Raw genomic sequence first — 24,611 nt, forward strand, 5'->3', positions numbered from 1 at the left:
TAAGTTACTCGTCTGACGGGCGGTATCGCGATCTTAACGATGTGTGCCTGACGGCGCAAATTTCCGTACTAAATGGCTGATCGGACTTGTTCGGCGTACAAGTGTACGCTATTGTGCCAATCGAAACTTAAAAATAGTGCGAATTACAGAGGTATTGAATGAAACGTGCAGTGATTACTGGCCTGGGCATCGTTTCCAGCATCGGTAATAACCAGCAGGAAGTCCTGGCATCTCTGCGTGAAGGACGTTCAGGGATCACTTTCTCTCAGGAGCTGAAGGACGCCGGCATGCGTAGCCAGGTATGGGGCAACGTAAAACTGGATACCACTGGCCTCATTGACCGCAAAGTCGTGCGCTTTATGAGCGACGCCTCCATCTATGCTTATCTGTCTATGGAGCAGGCAGTGGCCGACGCCGGTCTGGCGCCGGAAGTCTATCAGAATAACCCGCGTGTCGGCCTGATTGCAGGTTCCGGCGGCGGCTCCCCGAAATTCCAGGTCTTTGGCGCAGACGCCATGCGTAGCCCGCGTGGTCTGAAAGCCGTGGGCCCGTATGTGGTGACGAAAGCAATGGCATCCGGCGTTTCCGCCTGCCTCGCTACGCCGTTTAAAATTTATGGTGTGAACTACTCCATTAGCTCCGCTTGCGCGACCTCCGCACACTGTATCGGCAATGCGGTTGAACAGATCCAACTGGGCAAACAGGACATCGTTTTTGCTGGCGGCGGCGAAGAGCTGTGCTGGGAAATGGCCTGTGAGTTCGACGCGATGGGGGCATTGTCCACCAAATATAACGATACGCCTGAAAAAGCGTCCCGTACCTATGATGCGCACCGTGATGGATTTGTCATCGCAGGCGGTGGCGGTATGGTTGTTGTCGAAGAGCTGGAACACGCTCTGGCGCGCGGTGCGCATATCTATGCGGAAATCGTCGGTTACGGCGCAACATCCGATGGCGCAGACATGGTTGCTCCGTCTGGTGAAGGCGCAGTACGTTGCATGCAGATGGCGATGCACGGCGTAGACACGCCGATCGACTACCTGAACTCTCACGGTACCTCTACTCCGGTAGGCGACGTGAAAGAACTCGGTGCAATCCGTGAAGTGTTTGGCGATAACAGCCCGGCAATTTCTGCAACCAAAGCGATGACCGGCCACTCGCTGGGTGCCGCAGGCGTGCAGGAAGCTATCTACTCTCTGCTGATGCTGGAGCACGGTTTTATCGCGCCGAGTATCAACATCGAAGAGCTGGATGAGCAGGCTGCGGGTCTGGACATCGTGACCGAAACGACCGAGCGTGAACTGACTACCGTAATGTCTAACAGCTTCGGTTTTGGCGGCACCAACGCCACGCTGGTGATGCGTAAGTTGTAAGCCTGACTATTACGTTGTAGTATCAATAATGAAACAGGTCGCTAATGCGACCTGTTTTTTCATTCAGGGAACAACAAATTATATGGATATTCTATAAATGCCAACTAATACATTAGATAAAATTAGGCATAGTTTGAGTTGTGTGGCTGTTTTATTTGGTTTGCTTGGCATTTTTGTTTTTGCCTCATTTTCGCCTTCCTATGCCTGGCTTTATTTGGCAGGTCTGGCTGCGCCTTTTATATATAGTATTGTTTTTGTCTATGCGATTGCCGCCTGGAGTATTTATTCAAAGTATTATCCGTTTTTATCATTGGGCCGCTTATCATTTGTGGAATGTTTTTTTCCGGCGCTGGCCCTGGTGTGCCTTACCGTTCTCTACAATGCTTTTAGTGGCCCGGAACCCTGGATGGCCGAGTTATCAAGGCAATTCTTTCTTCATAAATTTCTTAACACGCTGGCGATGTGCTTTCTGGCTCCTGTGGCGGAGGAAATTATATTCAGAGGGTTTTTATTGAACAGCAGTATCGGTTGGGGTCGGTACTCAAGAGTTTCCGGTATTATTATTACCTCACTCGTTTTTGCATTTATGCATACACAATATCTCTTTGCGGTGACTTTTGTTTATCTGTTTGTTTTCTCATCTATATTATGCGTTGTTCGAATGAGAAGTCGTGGGTTAATGATACCGATAATACTTCATGTTTTAAATAATGCCTGGGTTATTTTCGGCTTACTGTTTTCAGCGACGGAATAAGCGCCTGATGCAAGAGGCGCTTTAACCTCTCCGGTACGAACAAGAGACCGATGGCGGTTCCCTTTTTTAATGCTTCTTATATTCCGGCGCGACTTTCGCTGACCAGGCCTCAGCCTGGGTGATGGCGCCTGCGTCATAAATCGGCTGTTCATAACCCTTATCAGCATCCCGAACGCGGTAAATTTTCCAGCGTCCCTCTTCCCAACGGGTATAAACTTCCAGGTGGATGGGCGTTGACTCTGTAGCCAACAGAACATCCACTTTTTCTCCGCCGAGGAAAGGGTGTGCCTTCCCAACCCGTAACTGTGGAATCCACTCTGGCGCATAGTCCTGCGCATACATAAAATAATCAGCCCCCACAATCTCCTGTTCATAAAGGGACTGTATTAGCGCCAGGCGATGAATAACCTCTTTAGCGACGTAACGTTGCATTAAGGCGGTGGTGTCGTCAGGGGGATTCACATCGTTCGTGAACGTCGTCATCCATGAGGTATAGAACTGCTTCACGGCCTGCGTACTGTCGTAATGAGGCGCAGAGCAACTACAAAGCAACAGGATAAGCGCGACAAGGGAGAACGTTTTCATTAATTCTTCCTGTAGATGGTATATGAGGGCCTGGCTGCCCGGTAGCCCGGGCCGGCCCACATATCGCGTTGTTTAAAATCTGAATACCACTCTGTGCCATCATATATCGCCATGTGACCGCTCGGGTTTCCGCCAGCGTAAGGTTGAATAATGATGACGTCACCCTCGCGCGGCATTTCATAGGTACCAATAGCGGTGAATCCGGCGCTTCTTAACATTGGGCCATAATCTTTTGCATGATATGTATGCCCCAGCGTGATACCGCCCGCCTGAATTGCCTTTCGGGTAAATTCCGCACATCGGCCTTGAGAATGAGAACCTGCATGCGTTTTGGCATAATTAACCGCCATTCTTTTATCCCAACTCATAATGATTCCTGTTAATAAAATACGTAATAGCAACGACGTAATGCTTTAACAGTATTTGATTCGGGAAGCATGACAAATAGTGCTATTACTATTTTCAATAGAATAAGTTTAAATATTTATTAATTGTTGAGGTTGATAAGTTAGGGCCAATTTATTCAACATTAATTATTATTCTGCGGTATTGGCATCATTTTTTATTTGCATATCGCCATAGCGCGACGGCCAGATCTCCTGCGGCGTGATGCCAAGCGCGTCCGCAATAATCCGTTCGGCTCTCGGCCAGGAGCGGGTAAAGACATTGCGCAGTGAATCAGGTGATAAACCGGCCTGACGAGAAAGATCTCTGAGCGTAATACCTCTTTTTTCCAGTGCACTTTTAATATCTGCACGATGCCAGTCTTGGCTTTTTGGTTCCATTCTGTAATCCTAAGAAGATGTGTTATCGGCACCGATATTTTTAAAGTGAAAATTAGCGTGAGAAAAAGAAAGTTACTTTCTTTTTCACTCTAAGAATAGTGCCAGAAAGAAAGCAAAATTTCGCGCAAAAGAAGAAATATTTTTATTTCATCAAAGGAAAGGAAAGAAACCGATGGCAAAGGAATGGTTCACGGTTAAGGAATGTCTTGGCTTGCCGGGGTTTCCGGGAAGCGAGCCTGCGGTTCGCGAACGTTTGTATAAGTACAGCGAAGGGAAAGAGGGGGTCAGGCGTAAGCGTGTTAAATCAAAGGCCGAGGAGTTTCATATATCTGTTTTCCCTCTTTATGTTCATCGTTATCTGGACGACAGCGGAGAGGAACCGACGCCAGAACCCATTTCCTTACAGGAAGCGGAGCCTGAAGATATTTGGGAGATGATGTTCAGGTTACTGACGCCAGAACAGCGCAAGCAGGTGACCGGACGGTTTAAGGTGAGAGGGATGAAAGCGGTCTTTCCCTTTCTGTTTGATGACACGCCGCCACGTTGATACCCTGGCTGCAATTTCAAGGTTGACAAGTTTCGCGTCTCACAGGCAGACTTCACTCTCTACATTATCCTTCCGATAATGCGTAAGCGTTTAACGTTATCCAACGCACCTTAATCCTGACGTTCAGGTAGAGGGGGGCGTGGCCTTTCCCCGCCTTACTCTGCATTCTGGAGTAATGCATGACAGCAGTTAGCCAAAAAACAACGACCCCGTCTGCGAATTTTTCGCTGTTCCGCATCGCCTTTGCGGTTTTCCTGACCTATATGACGGTCGGCCTGCCGTTACCCGTCATCCCGCTTTTTGTCCATCACGAACTGGGCTATAGCAATACGATGGTTGGGATCGCCGTGGGCATTCAGTTTTTTGCGACGGTACTGACGCGCGGCTATGCCGGACGGCTGGCGGATCAATATGGTGCTAAACGATCGGCGTTACAGGGGATGTTTGCCTGCGGGCTGGCGGGCGCCGCCTGGCTCCTGGCCGCGCTGTTGCCGGTTTCCGCGCCGGTAAAATTCGCGCTGCTTATTGTCGGGCGTTTGATCCTCGGATTTGGCGAAAGCCAGCTGCTGACCGGAACCCTGACCTGGGGATTGGGGCTGGTTGGCCCAACGCGTTCCGGTAAGGTGATGTCGTGGAACGGGATGGCGATTTACGGCGCGCTGGCGGCCGGTGCGCCGTTGGGCTTGCTGATCCATAGCCACTTTGGCTTCGCGGCGCTGGCGGGGACGACGATGGTTTTACCTCTGCTGGCCTGGGCATTCAACGGCACCGTGCGTAAAGTACCTGCGCATGAGGGGGAGCGACCTTCACTGTGGAGCGTGGTCGGGCTTATCTGGAAACCGGGCCTGGGTCTGGCATTGCAGGGCGTGGGTTTTGCCGTCATCGGTACGTTTATTTCACTTTATTTTGTCAGCAATGGCTGGACGATGGCGGGATTCACCCTGACCGCGTTTGGCGGTGCGTTTGTACTGATGCGCATATTGTTCGGTTGGATGCCGGACCGCTTTGGCGGCGTGAAGGTCGCCGTTGTCTCATTGCTGGTTGAGACGGCAGGACTGCTGCTCTTGTGGCTGGCGCCGACGGCCTGGATAGCGCTGGTAGGCGCGGCGCTCACCGGGGCAGGGTGTTCATTGATTTTCCCGGCGCTGGGCGTGGAGGTTGTGAAACGCGTACCTTCTCAGGTACGCGGTACGGCGCTCGGCGGTTACGCCGCGTTTCAGGATATCTCCTACGGCGTTACCGGCCCGCTGGCGGGCGTGCTGGCCACGTCATGCGGCTATCCTTCCGTATTCCTCGCGGGAGCGATCTCCGCGGTGGTTGGCATCCTGGTGACGATATTATCGTTCCGGCGTGGTTAAGAAACCAGCCAGAAAAGCGCCAGTACAATTATTAGCGCGATAAACAACAGGCCTGGCCGCGCAGACAGATTTTTTACGGTTTCAATCATCGGCGCGAACGGGCGGTAGATGGGTTGAATAGAGAGCGGTTCAAGCTCATCCGCCTCCCGCTCTACGCGACGCAGGAAAATATGGTTAAGTAAGTCCTGCACCTGGGCGGTGGTCAACACCGTTTGCGGCTGAATTTGATAAGTGTGTTGGGCATACTCTTTGATCGCTGTGAGTTCGTCCGGTTCCAGCGGTTGTTTTAACGCAGCTTGCAGCGTATGTAGCGTAGGCGCGTGTTGTAGTGACAGCGTCTGCCGCGCCTGTAGCCATGTCGCCAGATGAGTAAACTGCTTTGCCGGAATGAGCTCGCCGCTTTTCACGCCGGAGAGTTCCAGCATTGATTGCCAGATAAGTTTGTTTGACTCGCCGGTCGCGGCCGCCAGCTTCGTCACCAACTGATTCAACGTATTATGTTCAGCAGGCAATAATGGCCGATCCGTTGCCGGACGTTGCTGCGGCTGCGGAATGGAAAGCTGTCCCTGTTGCAGGAGCGTCAGCACGTTTTTGAGTTGATCGGGCGTAAGCTGGCTAAGCGCGGTTTGACCGTATTGCTGACGGATAAAATCGCTGACGGCCTGACGATTATTCCCGACGCCAAGCAGCTCTGTTAGCTGTGAAAGCACCTGACGATTGGCGTGATTTTGCTGCGCTACGCCCAGACGCTGGGTAAGATTCTGTTCAGCGGCGGGGAAGTGGCGCGACAGTAGCGGCGCGTCATTTTTTATCCCCAGATCGTGTTTCATTCCGGCCCATACTTCCGCGCTTTGCTGCTGGGTCAGTGAAATCAGGCGCGTGATCAGCCTTTCCAGTACCGTACGCTGTTGCATGGAAAGCGGCTGCTCGCTCGCAGCGGAAAGAGGATTACGCCCTTCGCCTGGAGGCTGTGCAGGGGCGCCGGAGATGGGATGCATAATTAATTATCCTTTAACCATAAATCTGAGCAATATATGCCTGGCGGCCAGATTATGGCACACTTGTCCGGTTAACTCTCGTTCTCAAACAGGTACGACAGTCGTGAAAATTCTCGTTGATGAAAATATGCCTTACGCCCGCGAATTATTTAGCCGCCTGGGTGAGGTAAAGGCAGTGCCGGGTCGCCCGATCCCCGTTGAAGAATTGAACCATGCCGATGCGTTAATGGTGCGTTCGGTCACGAAAGTGAATGAATCGCTGCTGAGCGGCACGCCGATTAACTTCGTTGGTACTGCTACGGCAGGCACAGATCATGTGGATGAGGCATGGCTGAAGCAGGCGGGCATCGGTTTTTCAGCCGCGCCCGGCTGTAATGCTATCGCCGTGGTGGAGTATGTGTTTTCCGCGCTGTTGATGCTGGCCGAACGTGACGGCTTTTCGTTACGCGATCGCACTATAGGGATTGTCGGCGTGGGTAACGTCGGAAGCCGGCTACAGACCAGGCTTGAAGCGTTGGGTATCCGCACGTTGCTGTGCGATCCGCCACGCGCCGCACGCGGGGACGAGGGTGATTTTCGTACGCTGGATGAGCTGGTGCAGGAAGCGGATGTCCTGACTTTCCATACGCCGCTCTATAAAGACGGACCGTACAAAACGCTGCATCTGGCCGATGAGACGCTGATCCGTCGACTGAAACCCGGCGCCATTCTCATTAACGCCTGCCGCGGTCCGGTGGTGGATAACGCCGCGTTGCTGGCGCGACTTAATGCCGGGCAGCCGCTGAGCGTGGTGCTTGATGTGTGGGAGGGCGAACCGGATCTTAACGTCGCGCTACTGGAAGCCGTGGATATCGGCACGTCGCATATTGCCGGCTATACGCTGGAAGGCAAAGCGCGCGGCACCACCCAGGTCTTTGAGGCGTATAGCGCGTTTATTGGCCGCGAGCAGCATGTCGCGCTGGAGTCATTACTGCCTGCGCCTGAGTTTGGTCGTATTACGCTTCATGGCCCGCTGGATCAACCGACGCTGAAAAGACTGGCGCATTTGGTGTATGATGTGCGCCGCGACGATGCGCCACTGCGTAAAGTCGCTGGAATTCCGGGTGAATTTGATAAATTGCGTAAAAATTATCTTGAGCGCCGTGAATGGTCGTCTTTATACGTGATGTGTGACGACGAAACGGCAGCCGCCTTGCTGTGTAAGCTAGGTTTTAACGCTGTTCATCACCCGGCACATTAATGTCTTCTTAATGCTCCCTGTCGAATAATGCGACAGGGACGCTTATGTATTTCTGGAGTAAATCACCATGTCTGAAGGCTGGAACATTGCCATTCTGGGCGCAACGGGCGCCGTAGGCGAAGCCCTGCTTGAAACACTGGCTGAACGCCAGTTCCCGGTCGGTGAAATTTATGCGTTGGCGCGTCATGAAAGCGCGGGCGAGCACCTCCGTTTTGGTGGCAAGTCGGTCATTGTCCAGGATGCGGCGGACTTTTACTGGACGCAGGCGCAGTTGGCGTTTTTCGTTGCCGGCGCAGAGGCATCGGCTGCCTGGATAGACGACGCGACCAATGCAGGCTGCCTGGTGATAGATTCCAGCGGTCTGTTCGCGCTGGAGCCTGATGTGCCGCTGGTCGTGCCGGAAGTTAACCCGTATGTACTGGCGGATTACCGTAACCGTAACGTGATTGCGGTCGCCGATAGTCTGACCAGTCAACTGCTCGCGGCGCTCAAGCCGTTAATCGATCAGGGGGGACTGTCGCGCATCGCCGTCACCAGTATGTTATCAGCGTCCGCACAGGGGAAAAAAGCGGTCGATGCGCTGGCCGGACAGAGTGCGAAGCTGCTTAACGGCATACCGATTGATGAAGATGATTTCTTTGGCCGCCAGTTGGCGTTCAATATGCTGCCGCTGCTGCCGGATCGTGAAGGCAGCGTGCGCCAGGAACGTCGTATCGTCGATGAAGTGCGTAAAATTTTGCAGGACGATGGCGTGATGATCTCCGCCAGTGTCGTGCAGTCGCCGGTGTTCTATGGCCATGCGCAGATGGTGAGCTTTGAAGCGCTCCGTCCGCTGGCGGCGGAAGAGGCGCGCGAGGCGTTTTCCCGCGGTGAAGATATCGTACTGTCAGAAGAGACGGATTACCCGACGCAGGTGGGCGACGCTTCCGGCAATCCACAGCTCTCTATTGGCTGTGTGCATAATGATTACGGTATGCCGGAACAAATTCAGTTCTGGTCAGTGGCGGACAACGTGCGTTTCGGCGGCGCGCTGATGGCCGTTAAAATTGCGGAGAAGCTGGTGCAGGAGTATCTGTACTGATGTCCGGACAGCAATTATCGCCGGTCTATAAAATTGCGCTGGGTATTGAGTACGACGGCAGCAAGTATTATGGCTGGCAGCGTCAGAATGAAGTGCGCAGCGTGCAGGAAAAGCTGGAAAAAGCGCTCTCGCAGGTGGCAAATGAACCTATTAACGTGTTCTGCGCCGGGCGCACCGATGCCGGCGTTCACGGCACCGGGCAGGTTGTCCATTTCGAAACGACCGCATTGCGCAAAGATGCGGCATGGACGCTGGGGGTAAATGCGAATTTGCCTGGTGACATTGCCGTGCGCTGGGTGAAAACTGTACCGGATGATTTTCACGCGCGATTTAGCGCTACGGCTCGCCGTTATCGCTATATCATCTACAATCATCGACTGCGTCCTGCGGTATTAGCAAAAGGCGTGACGCATTACTATGAGCCGCTGGATGCAGAGCGGATGCATCGCGCGGCGCAGAGTCTGCTTGGCGAAAATGATTTTACCTCGTTTCGCGCGGTGCAGTGCCAGTCGCGCACGCCGTGGCGTAATGTGATGCACATCAACGTTACCCGCCACGGCCCTTATGTGGTGGTCGATATCAAAGCGAATGCCTTTGTTCATCATATGGTCAGGAATATTGTCGGCAGCCTGCTGGAAGTAGGCGCTCACAACCAGCCGGAGAGCTGGATCGCAGAGCTGTTAGCGGCCAGGGACAGAACGCTGGCGGCGGCAACGGCGAAGGCGGAGGGGCTATATTTGGTTGCGGTGGATTACCCTGACCGGTTTGACCTTCCAAAACCGCCAATGGGCCCGCTATTTCTGGCGGACTAATCCGAATCGTACACCCGAAACGTGTCGGGTAGAAAGGCAAAGACAAATATGGACCTGATCTACTTTATTATTGATTTTATTCTGCACATCGATGTGCATCTGGCGGAGCTGGTCGCGGAGTACGGCGTCTGGGTGTACGCTATTTTGTTTTTGATTCTGTTTTGTGAAACCGGCCTGGTCGTCACGCCGTTCCTGCCGGGCGACTCGCTGCTGTTTGTCGCCGGGGCGCTGGCTTCGCTGGAAACCAACGATCTCAATGTGCATGTCATGGTGGCGTTAATGCTGATCGCCGCAATTGTCGGCGATGCGGTAAATTACACGATTGGTCGACTGTTCGGCGAAAAACTGTTCAGTAATCCGAATTCGAAAATTTTCCGCCGCAGTTATCTGGATAAAACCCACCAGTTTTATGAAAAACACGGCGGTAAAACTATCATTCTCGCTCGCTTCGTGCCGATCGTCAGAACCTTTGCGCCGTTTGTGGCAGGGATGGGGCACATGTCCTATCGGCATTTTGCCGCCTATAACGTCATCGGCGCGCTGCTGTGGGTGCTGCTCTTTACCTACGCCGGTTATTTCTTCGGTACGATACCGTTGATTCAGGATAACCTTAAGCTGCTGATTGTGGGGATTATCGTGGTTTCGATATTACCTGGCGTCATCGAGATTATTCGGCATAAGCGCGCTGCGTCGCGTGCCGCAAAATAGAAAGTAACTCAGCGGTTCGACCACTTTTTTATCCAAAGTTTCGGGCTGTTATGTTTTAATGTGCAACATTCATGGTCTGTTGGGGGCAAAAATGGCATTATGCGCCCCTTATAATAAAGCTGACTAAGGTTCAGGCAGAAAGGTCACCAATGAGCTGGATTGAACGAATTAAAAGCAACATTACTCCCACCCGCAAGGCAAGCATTCCTGAAGGGGTGTGGACCAAGTGTGATAGCTGCGGTCAGGTTTTATACCGCGCTGAGCTGGAACGTAATCTTGAGGTCTGTCCTAAGTGTGACCATCATATGCGCATGTCGGCGCGCAATCGCCTGCATAGCCTGTTAGATGAAGGTTCCCTTGTGGAGTTGGGTAGCGAGCTGGAGCCAAAAGACGTGCTCAAGTTCCGCGACTCCAAAAAATATAAAGACAGACTGGCGTCCGCGCAGAAAGAAACCGGCGAGAAAGACGCGCTGGTGGTCATGAAAGGGACGCTTCACGGTATGCCGGTTGTCGCCGCCGCGTTTGAATTCGCGTTCATGGGCGGCTCAATGGGGTCTGTCGTTGGCGCACGCTTCGTTCGTGCCGTTGAACAGGCGCTGGAAGACAACTGTCCGTTAGTGTGTTTCTCTGCTTCCGGCGGCGCGCGTATGCAAGAAGCGCTGATGTCGCTGATGCAGATGGCGAAAACCTCGGCGGCGCTGGCTAAAATGCAGGAACGTGGTCTGCCCTACATCTCGGTATTGACCGATCCGACAATGGGCGGCGTTTCCGCCAGTTTTGCGATGCTGGGCGATCTCAACATCGCCGAGCCAAAAGCCCTGATTGGCTTCGCCGGCCCGCGCGTTATCGAACAAACCGTTCGCGAAAAACTGCCGCCGGGATTCCAGCGCAGTGAGTTCCTGATCGAAAAAGGCGCTATTGATATGATCGTCCGCCGCCCGGAAATGCGCCTGAAGCTGGCGAGCATTCTGGCGAAGCTGATGAATCTGCCCGCGCCGAACCCGGACGCCCCGCGTGAAGGCGTGGTGGTGCCTCCGGCGCCGGATCAGGAGTCTGAGGCCTGATAACTGAAAAGGGCAGGGCCGCAGGCTCTGCCCTTTTGCTTTTCACCGTAAAGAAGCAGCGGAATCAATGAAAAACAAATCCATACCTCAAGCTGCGTCGCCCCTGGCCTCGTGGCTTTCTTATCTGGAAAACCTGCACAGCAAGAGTATCGATTTAGGCCTTGAGCGCGTAAGCCAGGTGGCAGCTCGTCTGGACATCCTCAAGCCTGCGCCGTTCGTTTTTACCGTTGCGGGAACCAACGGTAAAGGTACGACCTGTCGAACGCTGGAGTCGGTGTTAATCGCGGCGGGATACCGTGTGGGCGTCTATAGTTCGCCTCATCTGGTACGTTACACCGAGCGCGTGCGCGTGCAGGGGAAAGAATTAGCGGAATCCGCGCATACCGCGTCCTTTGCGGAAATAGAAGCGGCGCGCGGCGATATTTCATTGACCTATTTTGAATATGGTACGTTGTCGGCATTGTGGCTGTTTAAACAGGCTAACCTTGACGTGGTGATTCTGGAGGTCGGGTTGGGCGGGCGCCTGGACGCCACGAACATTGTGGATGCCGATGTAGCGGTAATTACCAGCATCGCGCTTGACCATACTGACTGGCTGGGGCCGGATCGCGAAAGTATCGGCCGCGAGAAGGCCGGGATTTTTCGCGCGGAAAAACCCGCTATTGTCGGCGAACCGGAAATGCCGGCAACCATCGCGGATGTCGCGCAGGAGACCGGCGCGCTGTTGCGGCGTCGCGGCGTTGACTGGCGTTATGAGGTGACAGCGACCCACTGGGCGTTTACCGATGGCGACGGTACGCTTGCCGGACTGCCTTTGCCGCAGGTTCCCCAGCCGAATGCCGCCACCGCTCTGGCCGCGCTGCGCGCCAGCAGGTTGAACATTGACGAGCAGGCGATTCGCGACGGTATTGCGCAGGCTACCTTGCCGGGACGTTTTCAAATCGTGAGTGAGTCGCCGCGCGTTATCTTTGATGTCGCCCATAATCCCCACGCGGCGGAATACCTGACGGGTCGTCTGAAAATGTTGCCGAAACGCGGGCGCGTGCTTGCGGTGATTGGTATGCTGCATGATAAAGATATCGCCGGCACGTTAGCCTGGTTGAAAAGCGTGGTTGACGACTGGTATTGTGCTCCGTTAGAGGGGCCGCGAGGCGCGACGGCGGAACAACTTCTGGAACATCTGGGGAAAGGGAATGTCTATGATAGCGTCGCGCAGGCATGGCAGGCCGCTATCGACGCGGCGCAGCCAGAAGATACCGTGCTGGTGTGCGGATCGTTCCACACCGTCGCACATGTTATGGAAGTGATAGACGCGGGGAGAATCGGTGGCGAGTAAGTTTCAGAATCGTTTAGTCGGCACGATTGTGTTAGTCGCGCTGGGGGTTATTGTGCTTCCCGGTCTGCTGGACGGACAGAAAAAGCATTATCAGGATGAATTTGCTGCGATTCCACTGGTACCGAAGCCTGGCGACCGCGATGAGCCGGATATGATGCCTGCCGCAACGCAGGCGCTGCCGACACAGCCGCCGGAAGGGGCGGCTGAAGAGGTGCGGGCGGGAGATGCGGCAGCGCCATCGCTGGACCCGTCGCGCATGGCGTCTAACAATGTTGAGCTTGATCCGATACCGGTGGAGACGCCTAAACCGAAGCCGGTTGAAAAGCCGAAGCCGCAGCCTAAACCGCAACAGCCGGTTGTCGCCGCTTCCACGCCGACGCCAGCGCCGCAACCAGTCGCCGACGATAAACCTGCGCCGACCGGCAAAGCCTATGTCGTACAGTTGGGCGCGCTGAAAAATGCGGATAAAGTCAACGAGATAGTCGGCAAGCTTCGTTCCGCCGGGTTCCGGGTTTATACTTCCCCCTCAACGCCGGTACAGGGTAAAATAACCCGTATTCTCGTCGGGCCGGATGCGTCGAAAGATAAGATGAAAGGATCGCTTGGCGAGCTCAAGCAGATTTCCGGGTTAAGCGGCGTGGTGATGGGATATAGCCCGAACTAAGGCGCGTTTTGCCTGAGCGCGCAGCGTTAAGGCCTACGGTGCTCACCTGGTAATAGCCGAAGTTCTGTAGGCTGGATAAGGCGTTTATGCCGCCATCCGGCAGAAGGAATGAACCTGGTATCCTGCGCTTATCAGGCCGATGGCAGCTCTTCTGGTCGTGCCCGAAGAGATAAAAAGTGTGATGGCGTTGAATATTTTTTCAGCGCCATTTTTATTTACGCGTGGGAAGGAAATCCCTACGCAAACGTTTTCTTTTTCTGTTAGAATGCGCCCCGAACAGGACGACAGGGCGTAAAATCGTGGGACATCTATGGTCTGGATTGATTACGCCATTATCGCGGTGATTGCTTTTTCCTGTCTGGTTAGCCTGATCCGCGGCTTTGTTCGTGAAGCGTTATCGCTGGTGACGTGGGGTTGTGCTTTCTTTGTCGCCAGTCACTACTACACTTACCTGTCTGTCTGGTTTACGGGCTTTGAAGACGAACTGGTTCGTAATGGGATTGCTATCGCGGTACTGTTTATCGCGACGCTTATCGTCGGCGCTATCGTGAATTTTGTGATAGGTCAGCTAGTAGAAAAGACCGGCCTGTCGGGAACTGACCGGGTGTTGGGGATCTGTTTCGGCGCACTGCGAGGCGCGCTGATTGTCGCCGCCATTCTGTTCTTCCTTGATACCTTTACCGGCTTGTCGAAAAGCGAAGACTGGAGCAAATCGCAGCTCATCCCGCAGTTCAGCTTCATCATCAGATGGTTCTTTGACTATCTGCAAAGCTCGTCGAGTTTCTTGCCCAGGACGTAACAGGTTCTGAGATGTGGCTTAACGAGGAAAATGACGTATGTGCGGTATTGTCGGTATCGCCGGTGTTATGCCGGTCAACCAGTCGATTTATGACGCGTTAACAGTGCTCCAGCATCGTGGTCAGGATGCTGCCGGTATCATCACCATTGATGCTAATAACTGCTTCCGCTTGCGTAAGGCAAACGGGCTGGTGAACGATATTTTTGAAGCTCGCCACATGCAGCGTTTGCAGGGCAACATGGGGATCGGCCATGTGCGCTACCCTACCGCAGGCAGCTCCAGCGCTTCCGAAGCGCAACCTTTTTACGTTAACTCGCCGTATGGCATCACGTTGGCCCATAATGGCAACCTGACTAACGCGCACGAGCTACGTAAAAAGCTGTTTGAAGAAAAGCGCCGTCATATCAACACCACCTCCGATTCCGAAATCCTGCTCAATATTTTCGCCAGCGAGCTCGACAACTTCCGTCACTATCCGCTGGAAGCCGACAATATTTTTGCCGCGATTGCCGCGACTAACCGTCAAATCCGCGGCGCCTATGCCTGCGTGGCGATGATTATCGGCCACGGCATGGTGGCTTTTCGCGATCCGCACGGCATTCGCCCGTTAGTACTGGGCAAGCGTGACGTTGGCGATGGACGTACGGAGTATATGGTCGCTTCTGAAAGCGTGGCGCTGGATACGCTGGGCTTTGAGTTTCTGCGCGATGTCGCGCCGGGCGAAGCTATCTATATTACCGAAAAGGGGCAACTGTTCACGCGCCAGTGCGCGGATAACCCGGTCAGTAACCCCTGTCTGTTCGAGTACGTTTACTTTGCTCGCCCGGACTCCTTTATCGACAAGATCTCCGTCTACAGCGCTCGTGTGAATATGGGCACCAAACTTGGCGAAAAAATCGCTCGTGAATGGGAAGATCTGGACATCGACGTCGTGATCCCTATCCCGGAAACCTCCTGCGATATCGCACTGGAAATTGCCCGTATTCTCGGCAAGCCGTACCGCCAGGGATTTGTCAAAAATCGTTACGTGGGACGTACCTTTATCATGCCGGGCCAACAGCTACGCCGTAAATCCGTGCGCCGTAAGCTCAATGCTAATCGCGCGGAATTCCGCGATAAGAACGTCCTGCTGGTGGATGATTCCATCGTGCGTGGCACCACATCAGAGCAGATCATCGAGATGGCCAGGGAAGCCGGCGCGAAGAAGGTTTATCTGGCGTCCGCCGCGCCGGAAATTCGTTTCCCCAACGTCTATGGCATTGATATGCCGACCGCCAATGAGCTGATCGCGCATGGTCGCGAGGTGGATGAAATTCGTCAGATCATCGGCGCAGACGGGCTTATCTTCCAGGATCTGAACGATCTGATCGAAGCCGTGCGCGCGGAAAACCCGGATATCCAGCAGTTTGAATGTTCGGTATTTAACGGGGTATATGTCACCAAAGACGTAGACCAGCAATACCTCGACTTCCTGGATTCATTACGTAATGACGACGCCAAAGCGGTGCTGTTCCAGAACGAAATGGAAAACCTGGAAATGCATAACGAAGGCTAATGGCTTTGCCAGCGGCGCGATGCCGCTGGCCGATGTCAATTACGCACCACGCCGAAGCGAATAGCGTATTTTTGTACTTTGTACTGTAACGTGGTGCGCGATACGTTAAGGCTGCGGGCCGCGGCGGCAATATTCCCCTGATGCGTATCCAGCGCGGTTTCTATTAAATGCCTTTCGTAGTTGGCAACCCGTACCTCCAGCGACCCTTCATACTGCGGATCGGGTGACGAGGGAAGGGGATTTTCCGGCGCGGTTTCCGGTACGCCTAAATTTAACTCGTCCTGTTCAAAAATGATGTGTTTGAGCAGTCCGTCTTTTTCCTGCATGATCATGCTGCGTACAATCGCGTTTTCCAGCATCCTGACATTACCCGGCCAGGCGTGATTGAGCAGATCAGCACGCGCCGTCTCGCTTAATCCGTGAATATCCTGCGGCACGTCATTACGGTATTTATCAATAAAATAATTCGCCAGTAAGGGAATATCTTCCGGGCGGGCGCGCAGCGGCGGTAACGTCAACATTCCGACGCTCAACCGATAAAAAAGATCTGCCCGCAGGCGTTCTTGTTGAATTAATTTGACGGGCGCTTCGTTCATGGCGGCAACGATCCTGACATCAGAGTGGAGTTGCTGTTGTCCGCCGAGCCGCCAGAAGGTTTTATCCTGCAAGAATCGCAGCAGCTTACTTTGCATCTCTATCGGCATGGCGTTCAGCTCATCAAGAAAGAGCGTTCCCCCGTTTGCCAGCTCCAGATAGCCCTGGCTATTTTCCGCGCCGGTATAGGCGCCGCGCACGGTGCCGAAAAGCGTACTTTCGATAAGCGTAGGCGGTAGAGCGCCGCAGTTCAGGGCGATAAATGGTTTATTCGCCCGCTTGCTGCATTGATGGATCAGGCGGGAAAATAGCTCCTTACCCGTACCCGTCTCCCCGACAATCGTCACCGGAATATTACTGGCGGCCAGCCGTTTGGCTTTGGCGATATTACTGAGCATTTCCGGGTTTTCGGTAATAATGGCATGGTGCTTCTCATGGTGATCGGCATACAGCAGTTGGTTCAGTTCTACCACCTGCTCCTGGAGCCGCCTGACGCCGGACATATTCCTGCCGATTTCGATAACGCCGACCATGCCGCCATCGCTTGCATAGAGCGGCGCGGTGGTGTGCTGATAGTCAACGGCCTGGCCTCGCGCATTGTAATAAATTTGATAATGGCCAATGTATTCCACGCCTTTTTTTAACGATGAAAGCATCGTACTTTGGGTCTCTTTCATGCCCGGATAGACATCCAGCATATGTTTTCCCATTGCCCGTTCAATACTGTAGCCGTCCAGATCCGCGCTTTCCTGATTGTAGTAAACGTATTCACCACGCTCATTAATGACGGCCAACGGCTGATGAATCAAATCGAAAAAGCGGGAAAACATCCTGAGCGCCGAGGCCAGTTCCTGATTGGTGGATGCCATACATGCATTCCTCATATCTATTGTTCATGTTGCCATTATAAAAGTGACGAATTTTCGTCGTTGTGATGAATAGCAAACTCAATGACGAAAATGAGAAACAGCTTATTTTTATAAATAATTGATTATTTTGATAAAAAATAGTGGCATGCCTTTTGCTTTATCCCTGTAAAGAATGAGGATTTTTACCATAAACATTAAGCAGAGGGCGTTATGACTGACTCGATTATGCAGAATTACAACCAGCTACGTGAGCAGGTAATCAACGGCGATCGCCGTTTCCAGCACAAAGACGGTCATTTGTGTTTTGAAGGGGTCGATCTGGACGCTCTGGCGCGCCAGTACCCCACGCCGTTCTATGTGTTTTCTGAGCCGGAGATTATTCGTAACATTCATGAAATCCAGCAGGCATTTGCGGCGCATAAAAATACCAAAACCTTCTTTGCGTCAAAAACCTGCTCGGTCATGGGGGTGTTGAAAGCCATTCGTGACGCCGGAATTTGCGCGGAGGCAAACTCACAATATGAGGTTCGCAAGTGTCTGGAGATAGGCTTTCGCGGCGATCAGATCGTCTTCAACGGCGTGGTGAAAAAGCCTGCCGATCTGGAATATGCCATCGCTAACGATCTGTATCTTATTAATGTTGATAGCCTGTATGAGCTGGAACATATTGATGCCATCTCTCGCAAGCTGAAGAAAGTCGCCAATGTTTGCGTCCGTGTAGAGCCGAATGTTCCCTCGGCGACGCATGCGGAACTGGTTACCGCTTTCCATGCGAAGTCAGGTCTCGACCTGGAACAGGCGGAAGAAACCTGCCGCCGCATTCTGGCGATGCCTTATGTGCATTTGCGCGGCTTGCATATGCATGTGGGTGATCAGGTGCCGGAGTCAGAGCCTTTCGCAAAAGCGACTAAAGTGCTGGTGGATGAATCCCGTCGCCTGGAAGAGGTGCTCGGTATTAAATTTGATTTGATCAACGTGGGCGGCGGAATTCCGGTTCCCTATAAATATGACGACGAGAATGGCGACCCGTTAAAAGATAATATGTATGCCGGTATTACCGCCCAGGATTTTGCCGATGCGGTCATTCGCGAAGTGCATAAATGGCGTACCGATGTGGAAATATGTATTGAACCTGGACGTAAAGTGACCGGGTCGGCGGCGGTGTTACTGACGGAAGTCTCCTGCGAAAAACGTAAAACAAATTACGATCTTAACGGCAATGTGGAATGCCACGTTGAATGGAAATTTGTCGACGCTGGTTACAGCGTACTCTCTGACAGCCAGCATTTTGACTGGTTCTTTTATGTCTATAACGCCTCTCGCATGACGGCAGCGCACGACGCCTGGATAAAATTAGCCGGGCCGCTGTGTGATGGCGGAGATTATTTCCACATGGGAGTGAAAGGTGAAGAGTTTTTACTGCCGAAGGAGACTCATGTTGGCGATATTGTCGCGTTTCTTGATGCCGGGGCATACACCATTGAAAGTCAAACCGTTTATAACAACCGTCCGCGCACGGGCGTGGTGATGATCGATAAAAATGGTGAGACGCGTCTGATTCGTCGGGAAGACAGTTACGAAGATATGGTCAAGTACGACATTTATTAATACTGTTTTGGGCTTCAGTTTTATGCTGAAGCCCGTCGTCAGATGATAAGAAGAGGGCAGTGATGCCTGAATGCATAACAGGAGATGGCCATGAGTAACACGAATTCTGGCTTACTTGGCATCAAAGACATTGTCTTTATGAATGTCATCGCTATTCTGAGTTTGCGGCAAATCCCTAACGTGGCGCCTTACGGGGCATCGGCCATGTTGTTATGGGTGATAGCCGCATTCTGCTTGTTTTTTCCTTTAGCGATGGTATGCGGCGAGCTGTCAACCGGCTGGCCGAAAGATGGCGGGATATTTGTCTGGATTAAAGAGGCATTTGGTAAACGTATTGCATGGATTGTCGTGGTTTGTTTTCTCTTTTCCTGCGTACTGTTTTTCCCATTAATGCTGCAATTCGGCTTTACCGCGTTGGGCTATATGATCGGCGGCGGCCTGGCGGAAAATAAAGCATTTATCGGTATTGGTTCCGCGGTAATTTTCTGGCTATTAACGCTGATGAATATCCGTGGGATGGAATGGACAAAAATTATTAATAGCATCAGCGCCTGGTGCGGCGTATTTATTCCCTCCGCCATCCTCATTTTACTGGCGGTGGTATGGCTATGTACCGGACACCAGATGCAGACGGACTACACTACAGCGAAAAACTGGATTCCGGATCTCGGACACTGGGATACGATCGTTTTCTTATCCAGCATGATGTTTGCGTTTGCCGGACTGGAGGTCGCCCCGATGATTGCCGGGCGTACCCGTAATCCACAGCGTGATTTTCCGCGAGCGATGGCCGTCTCCGCCGCCGTTATCGTTGGGATCTATATGGTCGGCACCTGGGCGCTAAACACGCTTTTACCCGCCGGGAAAACCGACATCGTGGCAGGCGTCATGCAGGCTATGCATGCTGCTGCGGACACGCTGCATATGCCGTGGTTAATTCCTGTTATGGCCATCTGTATGTTTTTTGGCGCTCTCGGGCAAATTAACTCCTGGCTGGTGGGGCCGATTTATATGCTACAGGAAGCCTCGCGTGAAGATAATCTGCTGGGGGACCGAATCGGCAAATTACATCCGGTGTGGAAAACGCCAGCCTTTGCCTTGACTGTACAGGCGATTATCGTCACGGTCCTGTGTTTTTCGACTTTTATTTCGCCAAGCGTTGCGGCGGCTTACTGGATGTTAACGGCGCTAACGACCATCACCTATTTTATTCCTTATCTGGTGATGTTCCCGGCGTTCTGGCGTTTACGTAAGACTCAGCCGGATACGCCAAGAAGTTTTAAAATTCCGGGCAAGGTTTTACCGGCTATTTTACCCGCGCTGGGTTTTCTTTCTATCGCCTTTGCCGTTGCGCTGTTATTTATTCCGCCTTCTCAAATTGATATGGGCGGATATTTCCAGTACGCCGGGAAAATTATTGGCGGAGCCGTGCTGGCGGTTGTCGTCGCGGAGTACATTTACCATCGGGCGCAGAAACGTAATGCCCGTTTAAGCATGGCGGGAGGAAAATAAAATGTATATGCCAGTTCTGGAAATAAATCTACGCAAGCTGGAAGAAAACGCCCGCACGGAAAAAGCTCTGCTGGCAAGTAGCGGTATTGACGTGATGGCTGTCAATAAAGTTTTTGACGGCTGCGTGGAAACTGCGCAGGCGGTGTTCAACGGCGGAATTACCGTTATTGCTGAATCACGAACCTATAATTTGAAAAAAATACGCGAGACAGGATGTACGACCTGCCTGTTACGCAGCCCGTGTCTGAGTGAAATCGAAGATGTGGTGCGCTACGCGGATATTAGTTTAAATAGCGAGCCGGTGGTATTACGGGCATTATCGCAAGAAGCCCAACGCCAGGGGAAAACGCATCAGGTATTACTGATGGTGGATATGGGCGATTTACGCGAGGGTATCTGGTTTGGTGAATATCAACGCATTCTTGAGACCGTGACTCTGATTACTGGTCTGCCCGGTCTGGAATTATATGGACTGGGCACCAACTTTAATTGTTACGGCACCGTGTTGCCAACGGTAAAAAATGGCGAGGATTTTCTGGCGCTGGCCGCCCGGCTGGAAGCCGACAGCGGTATTCCTGTCCGGCGGCTTTCTGCGGGAAACTGCACCAGCTATCACCTGCTGGATAAAGGTATCTGGCCGCAGGGGCTGAATCATCTGCGCATCGGCGGACTGCATGAATTCGGCATTGAATATGTGGACATGAAATACCTGAATGAATTTCACCACTCCGCAAAACCGGTCGATAAAGCCTGTTCCGATATGTATATCCTGGAAGCGGAAATCATCGAACTGAACAGTAAACCGACTGTCCCGGTCGGGGAGCTGGGCGTCGATGCCTTTTTGCAAAGTAAAACCTTTGTCGATCGTGGCATACGCCGACGCGCATTGCTGGCGTTTGGTCGTCAGGATGTGCCGTCGGATAACTGTGTGCCATGCGACGACGCTATCACTATCTTAGGGCAAACCAGCGATCATACGCTGGTGGATATTGAAGATTGTCGTCAGTCGCTAAAAGTAGGCGATGTGGTTCGCTTTGAGCTGGATTATACGGGCCTGTTAATGGCCTGCCAGACCAAAGGCGTCGCCTGGAGGTTTACGCGTTAACGCATAACCGCCGCGGCTATGTCGCGGCGGCATCTTTGACCTCACGAAAGACAGGGAGTAACGATGGATACCCTGCAACAATCTCCGCCAGCAGAGCCTGAAGGCGGTCTGCGGCGTAACCTGAAGAAGCGGCACCTGCTGATGATGTCGCTGGGCGGCACGATTGGCACCGGCTTATTTATCGGCATTGCCGAACCGTTAAGCAGCGTCGGGCCGGCGGGAACCTTACTGGCCTATCTGTTTGCCGGAACCATTATGCTGGCGACGATGATGTGTCTTGGCGAATTATCATGCGCCTTTCCTCACTCCGGTTCATTTCAACATTACGCGCTGATGTTTATGCCGTCACCTTGCTGGAGCTATACCATTGGCTGGCTTTACTGGTTTAGCTGGGTCTTTTCCCTGGCGGCCGACCTCACTGCCGCAGGGTTTATTGCCCACCAGTTTTTCCCCGCGGTTCCGGTATATATGTTCTGCCTGGCGATTCTGCTCATCCTGACGGCTATCAATCTCACCTCCGCAAAAAGTTTTGGCGAATGCGAATACTGGCTTTCGGCCATTAAGGTCTTCGCGATCGTGCTGTTTATCTGCGCGGGCGGGGTCATGATCTACTCGCTAATGGGCCATAGCGACTGGCACCCGACGTTAAAAACAGACGGAATGTGGTTTCCCCACGGTTGGGAGCAAATTGTGGTCTGTATGACGATCGTGATTTACTCCTTCCAGGGGGTGGAACTGGTAGGAAATGCGGCAGGGGAGACCGAATCGCCGCACATTATTTTACCGAAAGTGATCCTGGGGATCGGTCTCAGAATCATTTTGTTTTACGGCCTGGCGATTGCGGTGCTGGCGCTGGTCTATCCGCATGAACTGACGCCAAATGGACAAAGCCCCTTTGTATGGGTATTCTCCCACGCAGGCATTCCGGGGGCGGATACGCTGATGACGCTGGTGATCTTTTCCGCCGCGGTTTCTGCCGCTAACTCGGCTATTTACGCCAGTTCGCGTATGCTGTGGTCTATGGCGGGCGATCGCTTTGCGCCAGCCTGCTTTGGTAAAACGAACGGCGGCGGCGTGCCGGTGTATGCTATTTTAATCACGGCCTTGTTGGCGTTGGTGTCGTTGCTGACCCGCTATATTCCCGCACAGCAATTTTATTTATATCTGATCGCCAGTACCGGGCAGGTGGGTTGCCTGGCATGGATAACCATCGGATGGTGCCAGTATCGTTTCCGACAATCGGTGCGTAATGGAACGTACGCCAGCGATTTGCTACGCTATCGATCGCCGCTTTTCCCCTGGACGGCCCGATTTGTCATTATCACCAATTTTGCCATTATGGTCGGCACCTGGTTTAGTGAGCAAGGGGTAGTGATAATGTTGGTTGAGCTGGCTTTTATGATAGGGATTCTTTTGTCATGGTATCTCTTCAGACCCACTTTGAGCCGATTACGTAACACAGTGGGATAAACGGCGCTCGTAAACGGTAAGAGAACATGAAACGACTCATTGTAGGAATTAGCGGCGCCAGCGGAGCGATTTATGGCGTGCGCTTATTACAAATTTTGCGCGATGTCGATAGCGTGGAAACGCATCTGGTGATGAGCCAGGCGGCCCGGCAAACGCTGGCGCTGGAGACCCATTTTTCGCTGCGCGAGGTGCAGGCGCTGGCCGATGTGACGCACGATGCGCGCGACATTGCCGCCAGCATTTCCTCGGGCTCTTACCCGACGGCGGGAATGGTTATCTTGCCCTGTTCGATTAAAACGCTGTCGGGGATTGTCCACAGTTATACTGACGGACTGCTTACCCGCGCGGCGGATGTGATATTAAAAGAGCGGCGACCTCTGGTGCTGTGTGTGCGCGAAACGCCGCTGCATATCGGGCATTTGCGTTTAATGACCCAGGCCGCTGAGATAGGCGCGGTGATTATGCCGCCGGTTCCGGCTTTTTATCATCTTCCTCAGACGTTAGATGATATTATAAATCAAACGGTTAACCGAGTTTTGGATCAGTTTGATATCCCCCTTCCGCACGATCTTTTTGTTCGCTGGCAGGGCGCATAGCGTTGTCTGTTTAGCGTGCATTATTGTCCCTGTTGCCCTGTTTCAGGGCAATTTTGTAACCGCGATCATATCCTCAACATTTAATTCGTTAAAAGCCGCCGAAACGCTGCGGTTCAACCGTCATACCTGCTATCTTCAACATCAGGACAATATTGCAACGTTTTATTAACAAATTTAACGTCGAATCGTTTTGCTGACGTGAAAATGGCATAAGACCTGCATGAAAAAGTCTGCAAACACACAACACCACGTAAAACATAAGAAAATGACGCCACTTGAGGGGTATGTATGAAGAAGACCGTTCTCGCTTTGTCTTTGCTGATAGGTTTGGGTGCGACGGCGGCCAGTTACGCCGCGCTCCCGCAAACGGTTCGTATTGGAACAGATACCACCTACGCGCCTTTCTCATCAAAAGATGCCAAAGGCGAGTTTATTGGCTTTGATATCGATCTCGGTAATGAAATGTGTAAGCGTATGCAGGTGAAATGTACCTGGGTCGCCAGCGACTTTGATGCGCTTATTCCCTCACTAAAAGCGAAAAAAATTGATGCCATTATTTCATCGCTCTCTATCACCGATAAACGCCAGCAAGAAATTGCGTTTTCCGACAAACTTTACGCTGCGGATTCACGCCTGATTGCGGCAAAAGGGTCTCCCATTCAGCCGACGCTGGAATCGCTGAAAGGCAAGCATGTCGGCGTGCTGCAAGGGTCCACGCAAGAGGCTTACGCCAATGATAACTGGCGCACAAAAGGTGTGGATGTGGTGGCTTATGCCAACCAGGATCTTATCTATTCCGATTTAACTGCCGGTCGTCTGGATGCCGCATTACAGGATGAAGTCGCCGCCAGCGAAGGTTTCCTGAAGCAGCCAGCGGGCAAAGAGTATGCGTTTGCCGGTCCTTCCGTGAAGGATAAAAAATATTTTGGCGACGGGACGGGGGTTGGGCTGCGTAAAGACGATACCGAGCTAAAAGCCGCGTTTGATAAAGCGCTGACCGAACTGCGCCAGGACGGAACTTACGACAAAATGGCCAAAAAGTACTTCGATTTTAATGTTTACGGCGATTGAGGGAAGGGGATAACGCGCCGCGCTGGGGAACTATCACGGTGCAAAATAGATGTTTTGCACCTTTTTGTCTATGGAAAACCCCCAGCTAGGCTGGGGGTTCCGGAAAGCTTTCAGCTTTAAGCCAGTT

Annotated in this window: 24 protein-coding genes; 19 read left to right on the forward strand and 5 right to left on the reverse strand. The window is 52.6% G+C overall.

From position 1 onward, the window contains the following. Positions 1 to 158 precede the first annotated feature (158 nt). Together fabB and ACLD3P_RS20335 are read left to right on the forward strand one after the other, a co-directional pair. Positions 159 to 1,373, forward strand: coding sequence for a beta-ketoacyl-ACP synthase I (gene fabB, locus ACLD3P_RS20330; protein WP_000817159.1), 1,215 nt, complete (start codon positions 159 to 161; stop codon positions 1,371 to 1,373). Positions 1,374 to 1,470: 97 nt separating this feature from the next. Further along, positions 1,471 to 2,127, forward strand: a complete 657-nt coding sequence (locus tag ACLD3P_RS20335) for a CPBP family intramembrane glutamic endopeptidase (RefSeq protein ID WP_131046829.1) — start codon at positions 1,471 to 1,473, stop codon at positions 2,125 to 2,127. A gap of 66 nt (positions 2,128 to 2,193) precedes the next feature. On the opposite strand, the gene ACLD3P_RS20340 is transcribed toward ACLD3P_RS20335, so the two are convergent. From ACLD3P_RS20340 to ACLD3P_RS20350, 3 genes are all read right to left on the reverse strand, one after another. Continuing rightward, positions 2,194 to 2,712, reverse strand: coding sequence for a YbjP/YqhG family protein (locus ACLD3P_RS20340; protein ID WP_023218363.1), 519 nt, complete (start codon positions 2,710 to 2,712; stop codon positions 2,194 to 2,196). After that, the gene (locus tag ACLD3P_RS20345; protein ID WP_000118256.1) at positions 2,712 to 3,080 is read right to left on the reverse strand and encodes an NlpC/P60 family protein; all 369 of its coding nucleotides are present in this window, start codon (positions 3,078 to 3,080) and stop codon (positions 2,712 to 2,714) included. The genes ACLD3P_RS20340 and ACLD3P_RS20345 overlap by 1 nt, the downstream gene beginning before the upstream one ends. A 168-nt stretch (positions 3,081 to 3,248) precedes the next feature. Further along, the gene (locus ACLD3P_RS20350; protein ID WP_000433429.1) at positions 3,249 to 3,497 is read right to left on the reverse strand and encodes a transcriptional regulator; all 249 of its coding nucleotides are present in this window, start codon (positions 3,495 to 3,497) and stop codon (positions 3,249 to 3,251) included. A gap of 172 nt (positions 3,498 to 3,669) precedes the next feature. On the opposite strand from ACLD3P_RS20350, the gene ACLD3P_RS20355 reads away from it, so the two are divergent. Together ACLD3P_RS20355 and ACLD3P_RS20360 are read left to right on the forward strand one after the other, a co-directional pair. Further along, entirely contained in the window at positions 3,670 to 4,044 is a 375-nt protein-coding gene (locus ACLD3P_RS20355) for a hypothetical protein (protein ID WP_001051266.1), read from the forward strand. Positions 4,045 to 4,223: 179 nt separating this feature from the next. Then, positions 4,224 to 5,402, forward strand: a complete 1,179-nt coding sequence (locus tag ACLD3P_RS20360) for an MFS transporter (RefSeq protein ID WP_023219861.1) — start codon at positions 4,224 to 4,226, stop codon at positions 5,400 to 5,402. On the opposite strand, the gene flk is transcribed toward ACLD3P_RS20360, so the two are convergent. Continuing rightward, the gene (gene flk, locus ACLD3P_RS20365) at positions 5,399 to 6,400 is read right to left on the reverse strand and encodes a flagella biosynthesis regulator Flk (protein ID WP_000553395.1); all 1,002 of its coding nucleotides are present in this window, start codon (positions 6,398 to 6,400) and stop codon (positions 5,399 to 5,401) included. The genes ACLD3P_RS20360 and flk overlap by 4 nt on opposite strands. Positions 6,401 to 6,503: 103 nt before the next feature. On the opposite strand from flk, the gene pdxB reads away from it, so the two are divergent. The 9 genes from pdxB (at position 6,504) to purF (ending at position 15,659) form a co-directional block, all read left to right on the forward strand. After that, positions 6,504 to 7,640, forward strand: a complete 1,137-nt coding sequence (pdxB, locus tag ACLD3P_RS20370) for a 4-phosphoerythronate dehydrogenase PdxB (protein ID WP_061424435.1) — start codon at positions 6,504 to 6,506, stop codon at positions 7,638 to 7,640. A 67-nt stretch (positions 7,641 to 7,707) separates the two neighbouring features. Beyond that, positions 7,708 to 8,721, forward strand: coding sequence for an aspartate-semialdehyde dehydrogenase family protein (locus ACLD3P_RS20375; protein ID WP_411006592.1), 1,014 nt, complete (start codon positions 7,708 to 7,710; stop codon positions 8,719 to 8,721). After that, positions 8,721 to 9,533: a tRNA pseudouridine(38-40) synthase TruA gene (gene truA, locus ACLD3P_RS20380; protein WP_024798143.1), complete on the forward strand. Its 813-nt coding sequence runs from the start codon at positions 8,721 to 8,723 to the stop codon at positions 9,531 to 9,533. The genes ACLD3P_RS20375 and truA overlap by 1 nt, the downstream gene beginning before the upstream one ends. Positions 9,534 to 9,581: 48 nt before the next feature. Continuing rightward, positions 9,582 to 10,241, forward strand: a complete 660-nt coding sequence (locus ACLD3P_RS20385) for a DedA family protein (RefSeq protein ID WP_000364317.1) — start codon at positions 9,582 to 9,584, stop codon at positions 10,239 to 10,241. A 149-nt stretch (positions 10,242 to 10,390) separates the two neighbouring features. Further along, complete coding sequence (gene accD / locus ACLD3P_RS20390) at positions 10,391 to 11,305, forward strand: acetyl-CoA carboxylase, carboxyltransferase subunit beta (RefSeq protein ID WP_000118383.1); 915 nt, start codon at positions 10,391 to 10,393, stop codon at positions 11,303 to 11,305. Between the two features lie 67 nt (positions 11,306 to 11,372). Continuing rightward, positions 11,373 to 12,641 (forward strand): bifunctional tetrahydrofolate synthase/dihydrofolate synthase, encoded by a 1,269-nt coding sequence (gene folC / locus ACLD3P_RS20395; protein ID WP_000792275.1) that lies wholly within the window; start codon positions 11,373 to 11,375, stop codon positions 12,639 to 12,641. After that, positions 12,631 to 13,305 carry a cell division protein DedD gene (gene dedD, locus ACLD3P_RS20400; RefSeq protein ID WP_000157037.1) on the forward strand — a complete coding sequence of 225 codons (675 nt, stop codon included), beginning with the start codon at positions 12,631 to 12,633 and terminating at the stop codon, positions 13,303 to 13,305. Before folC ends, dedD begins: the two co-directional genes overlap by 11 nt. A gap of 310 nt (positions 13,306 to 13,615) precedes the next feature. Then, complete coding sequence (gene cvpA / locus ACLD3P_RS20405; protein ID WP_000262102.1) at positions 13,616 to 14,104, forward strand: colicin V production protein; 489 nt, start codon at positions 13,616 to 13,618, stop codon at positions 14,102 to 14,104. 37 nt (positions 14,105 to 14,141) lie between these two features. Next, positions 14,142 to 15,659: an amidophosphoribosyltransferase gene (gene purF / locus ACLD3P_RS20410; protein ID WP_000334205.1), complete on the forward strand. Its 1,518-nt coding sequence runs from the start codon at positions 14,142 to 14,144 to the stop codon at positions 15,657 to 15,659. Between the two features lie 35 nt (positions 15,660 to 15,694). Here the strand turns inward: purF and ACLD3P_RS20415 are convergent, their stop codons facing one another. Then, entirely contained in the window at positions 15,695 to 17,122 is a 1,428-nt protein-coding gene (locus ACLD3P_RS20415) for a sigma-54 interaction domain-containing protein (protein ID WP_000168925.1), read from the reverse strand. Positions 17,123 to 17,332: 210 nt separating this feature from the next. Between ACLD3P_RS20415 and ACLD3P_RS20420 the strand changes: the two genes are divergently transcribed. From ACLD3P_RS20420 to argT, 6 genes are all read left to right on the forward strand, one after another. Next, the gene (locus ACLD3P_RS20420) at positions 17,333 to 18,730 is read left to right on the forward strand and encodes a diaminopimelate decarboxylase family protein (RefSeq protein WP_000132306.1); all 1,398 of its coding nucleotides are present in this window, start codon (positions 17,333 to 17,335) and stop codon (positions 18,728 to 18,730) included. 90 nt (positions 18,731 to 18,820) lie between these two features. After that, a complete protein-coding gene (locus ACLD3P_RS20425) occupies positions 18,821 to 20,242 on the forward strand; it encodes an APC family permease (RefSeq protein ID WP_000072512.1) in 1,422 nt (473 codons plus the stop codon). A 1-nt stretch (position 20,243) separates the two neighbouring features. Next, a complete protein-coding gene (locus tag ACLD3P_RS20430; protein ID WP_000281907.1) occupies positions 20,244 to 21,347 on the forward strand; it encodes an alanine/ornithine racemase family PLP-dependent enzyme in 1,104 nt (367 codons plus the stop codon). A 63-nt stretch (positions 21,348 to 21,410) separates the two neighbouring features. Further along, positions 21,411 to 22,817, forward strand: a complete 1,407-nt coding sequence (locus ACLD3P_RS20435) for an amino acid permease (protein ID WP_000380356.1) — start codon at positions 21,411 to 21,413, stop codon at positions 22,815 to 22,817. A gap of 26 nt (positions 22,818 to 22,843) precedes the next feature. Continuing rightward, entirely contained in the window at positions 22,844 to 23,413 is a 570-nt protein-coding gene (locus ACLD3P_RS20440; protein WP_000825680.1) for a UbiX family flavin prenyltransferase, read from the forward strand. A 288-nt stretch (positions 23,414 to 23,701) separates the two neighbouring features. Beyond that, entirely contained in the window at positions 23,702 to 24,484 is a 783-nt protein-coding gene (gene argT, locus ACLD3P_RS20445; RefSeq protein ID WP_000754423.1) for a lysine/arginine/ornithine ABC transporter substrate-binding protein ArgT, read from the forward strand. The last annotated feature ends 127 nt before the right edge of the window (positions 24,485 to 24,611 follow it).

This window comes from Salmonella sp. 741265073_HBA (genome assembly GCF_046569105.1).
In the GTDB taxonomy this organism is placed as follows: domain Bacteria; phylum Pseudomonadota; class Gammaproteobacteria; order Enterobacterales; family Enterobacteriaceae; genus Salmonella; species Salmonella enterica.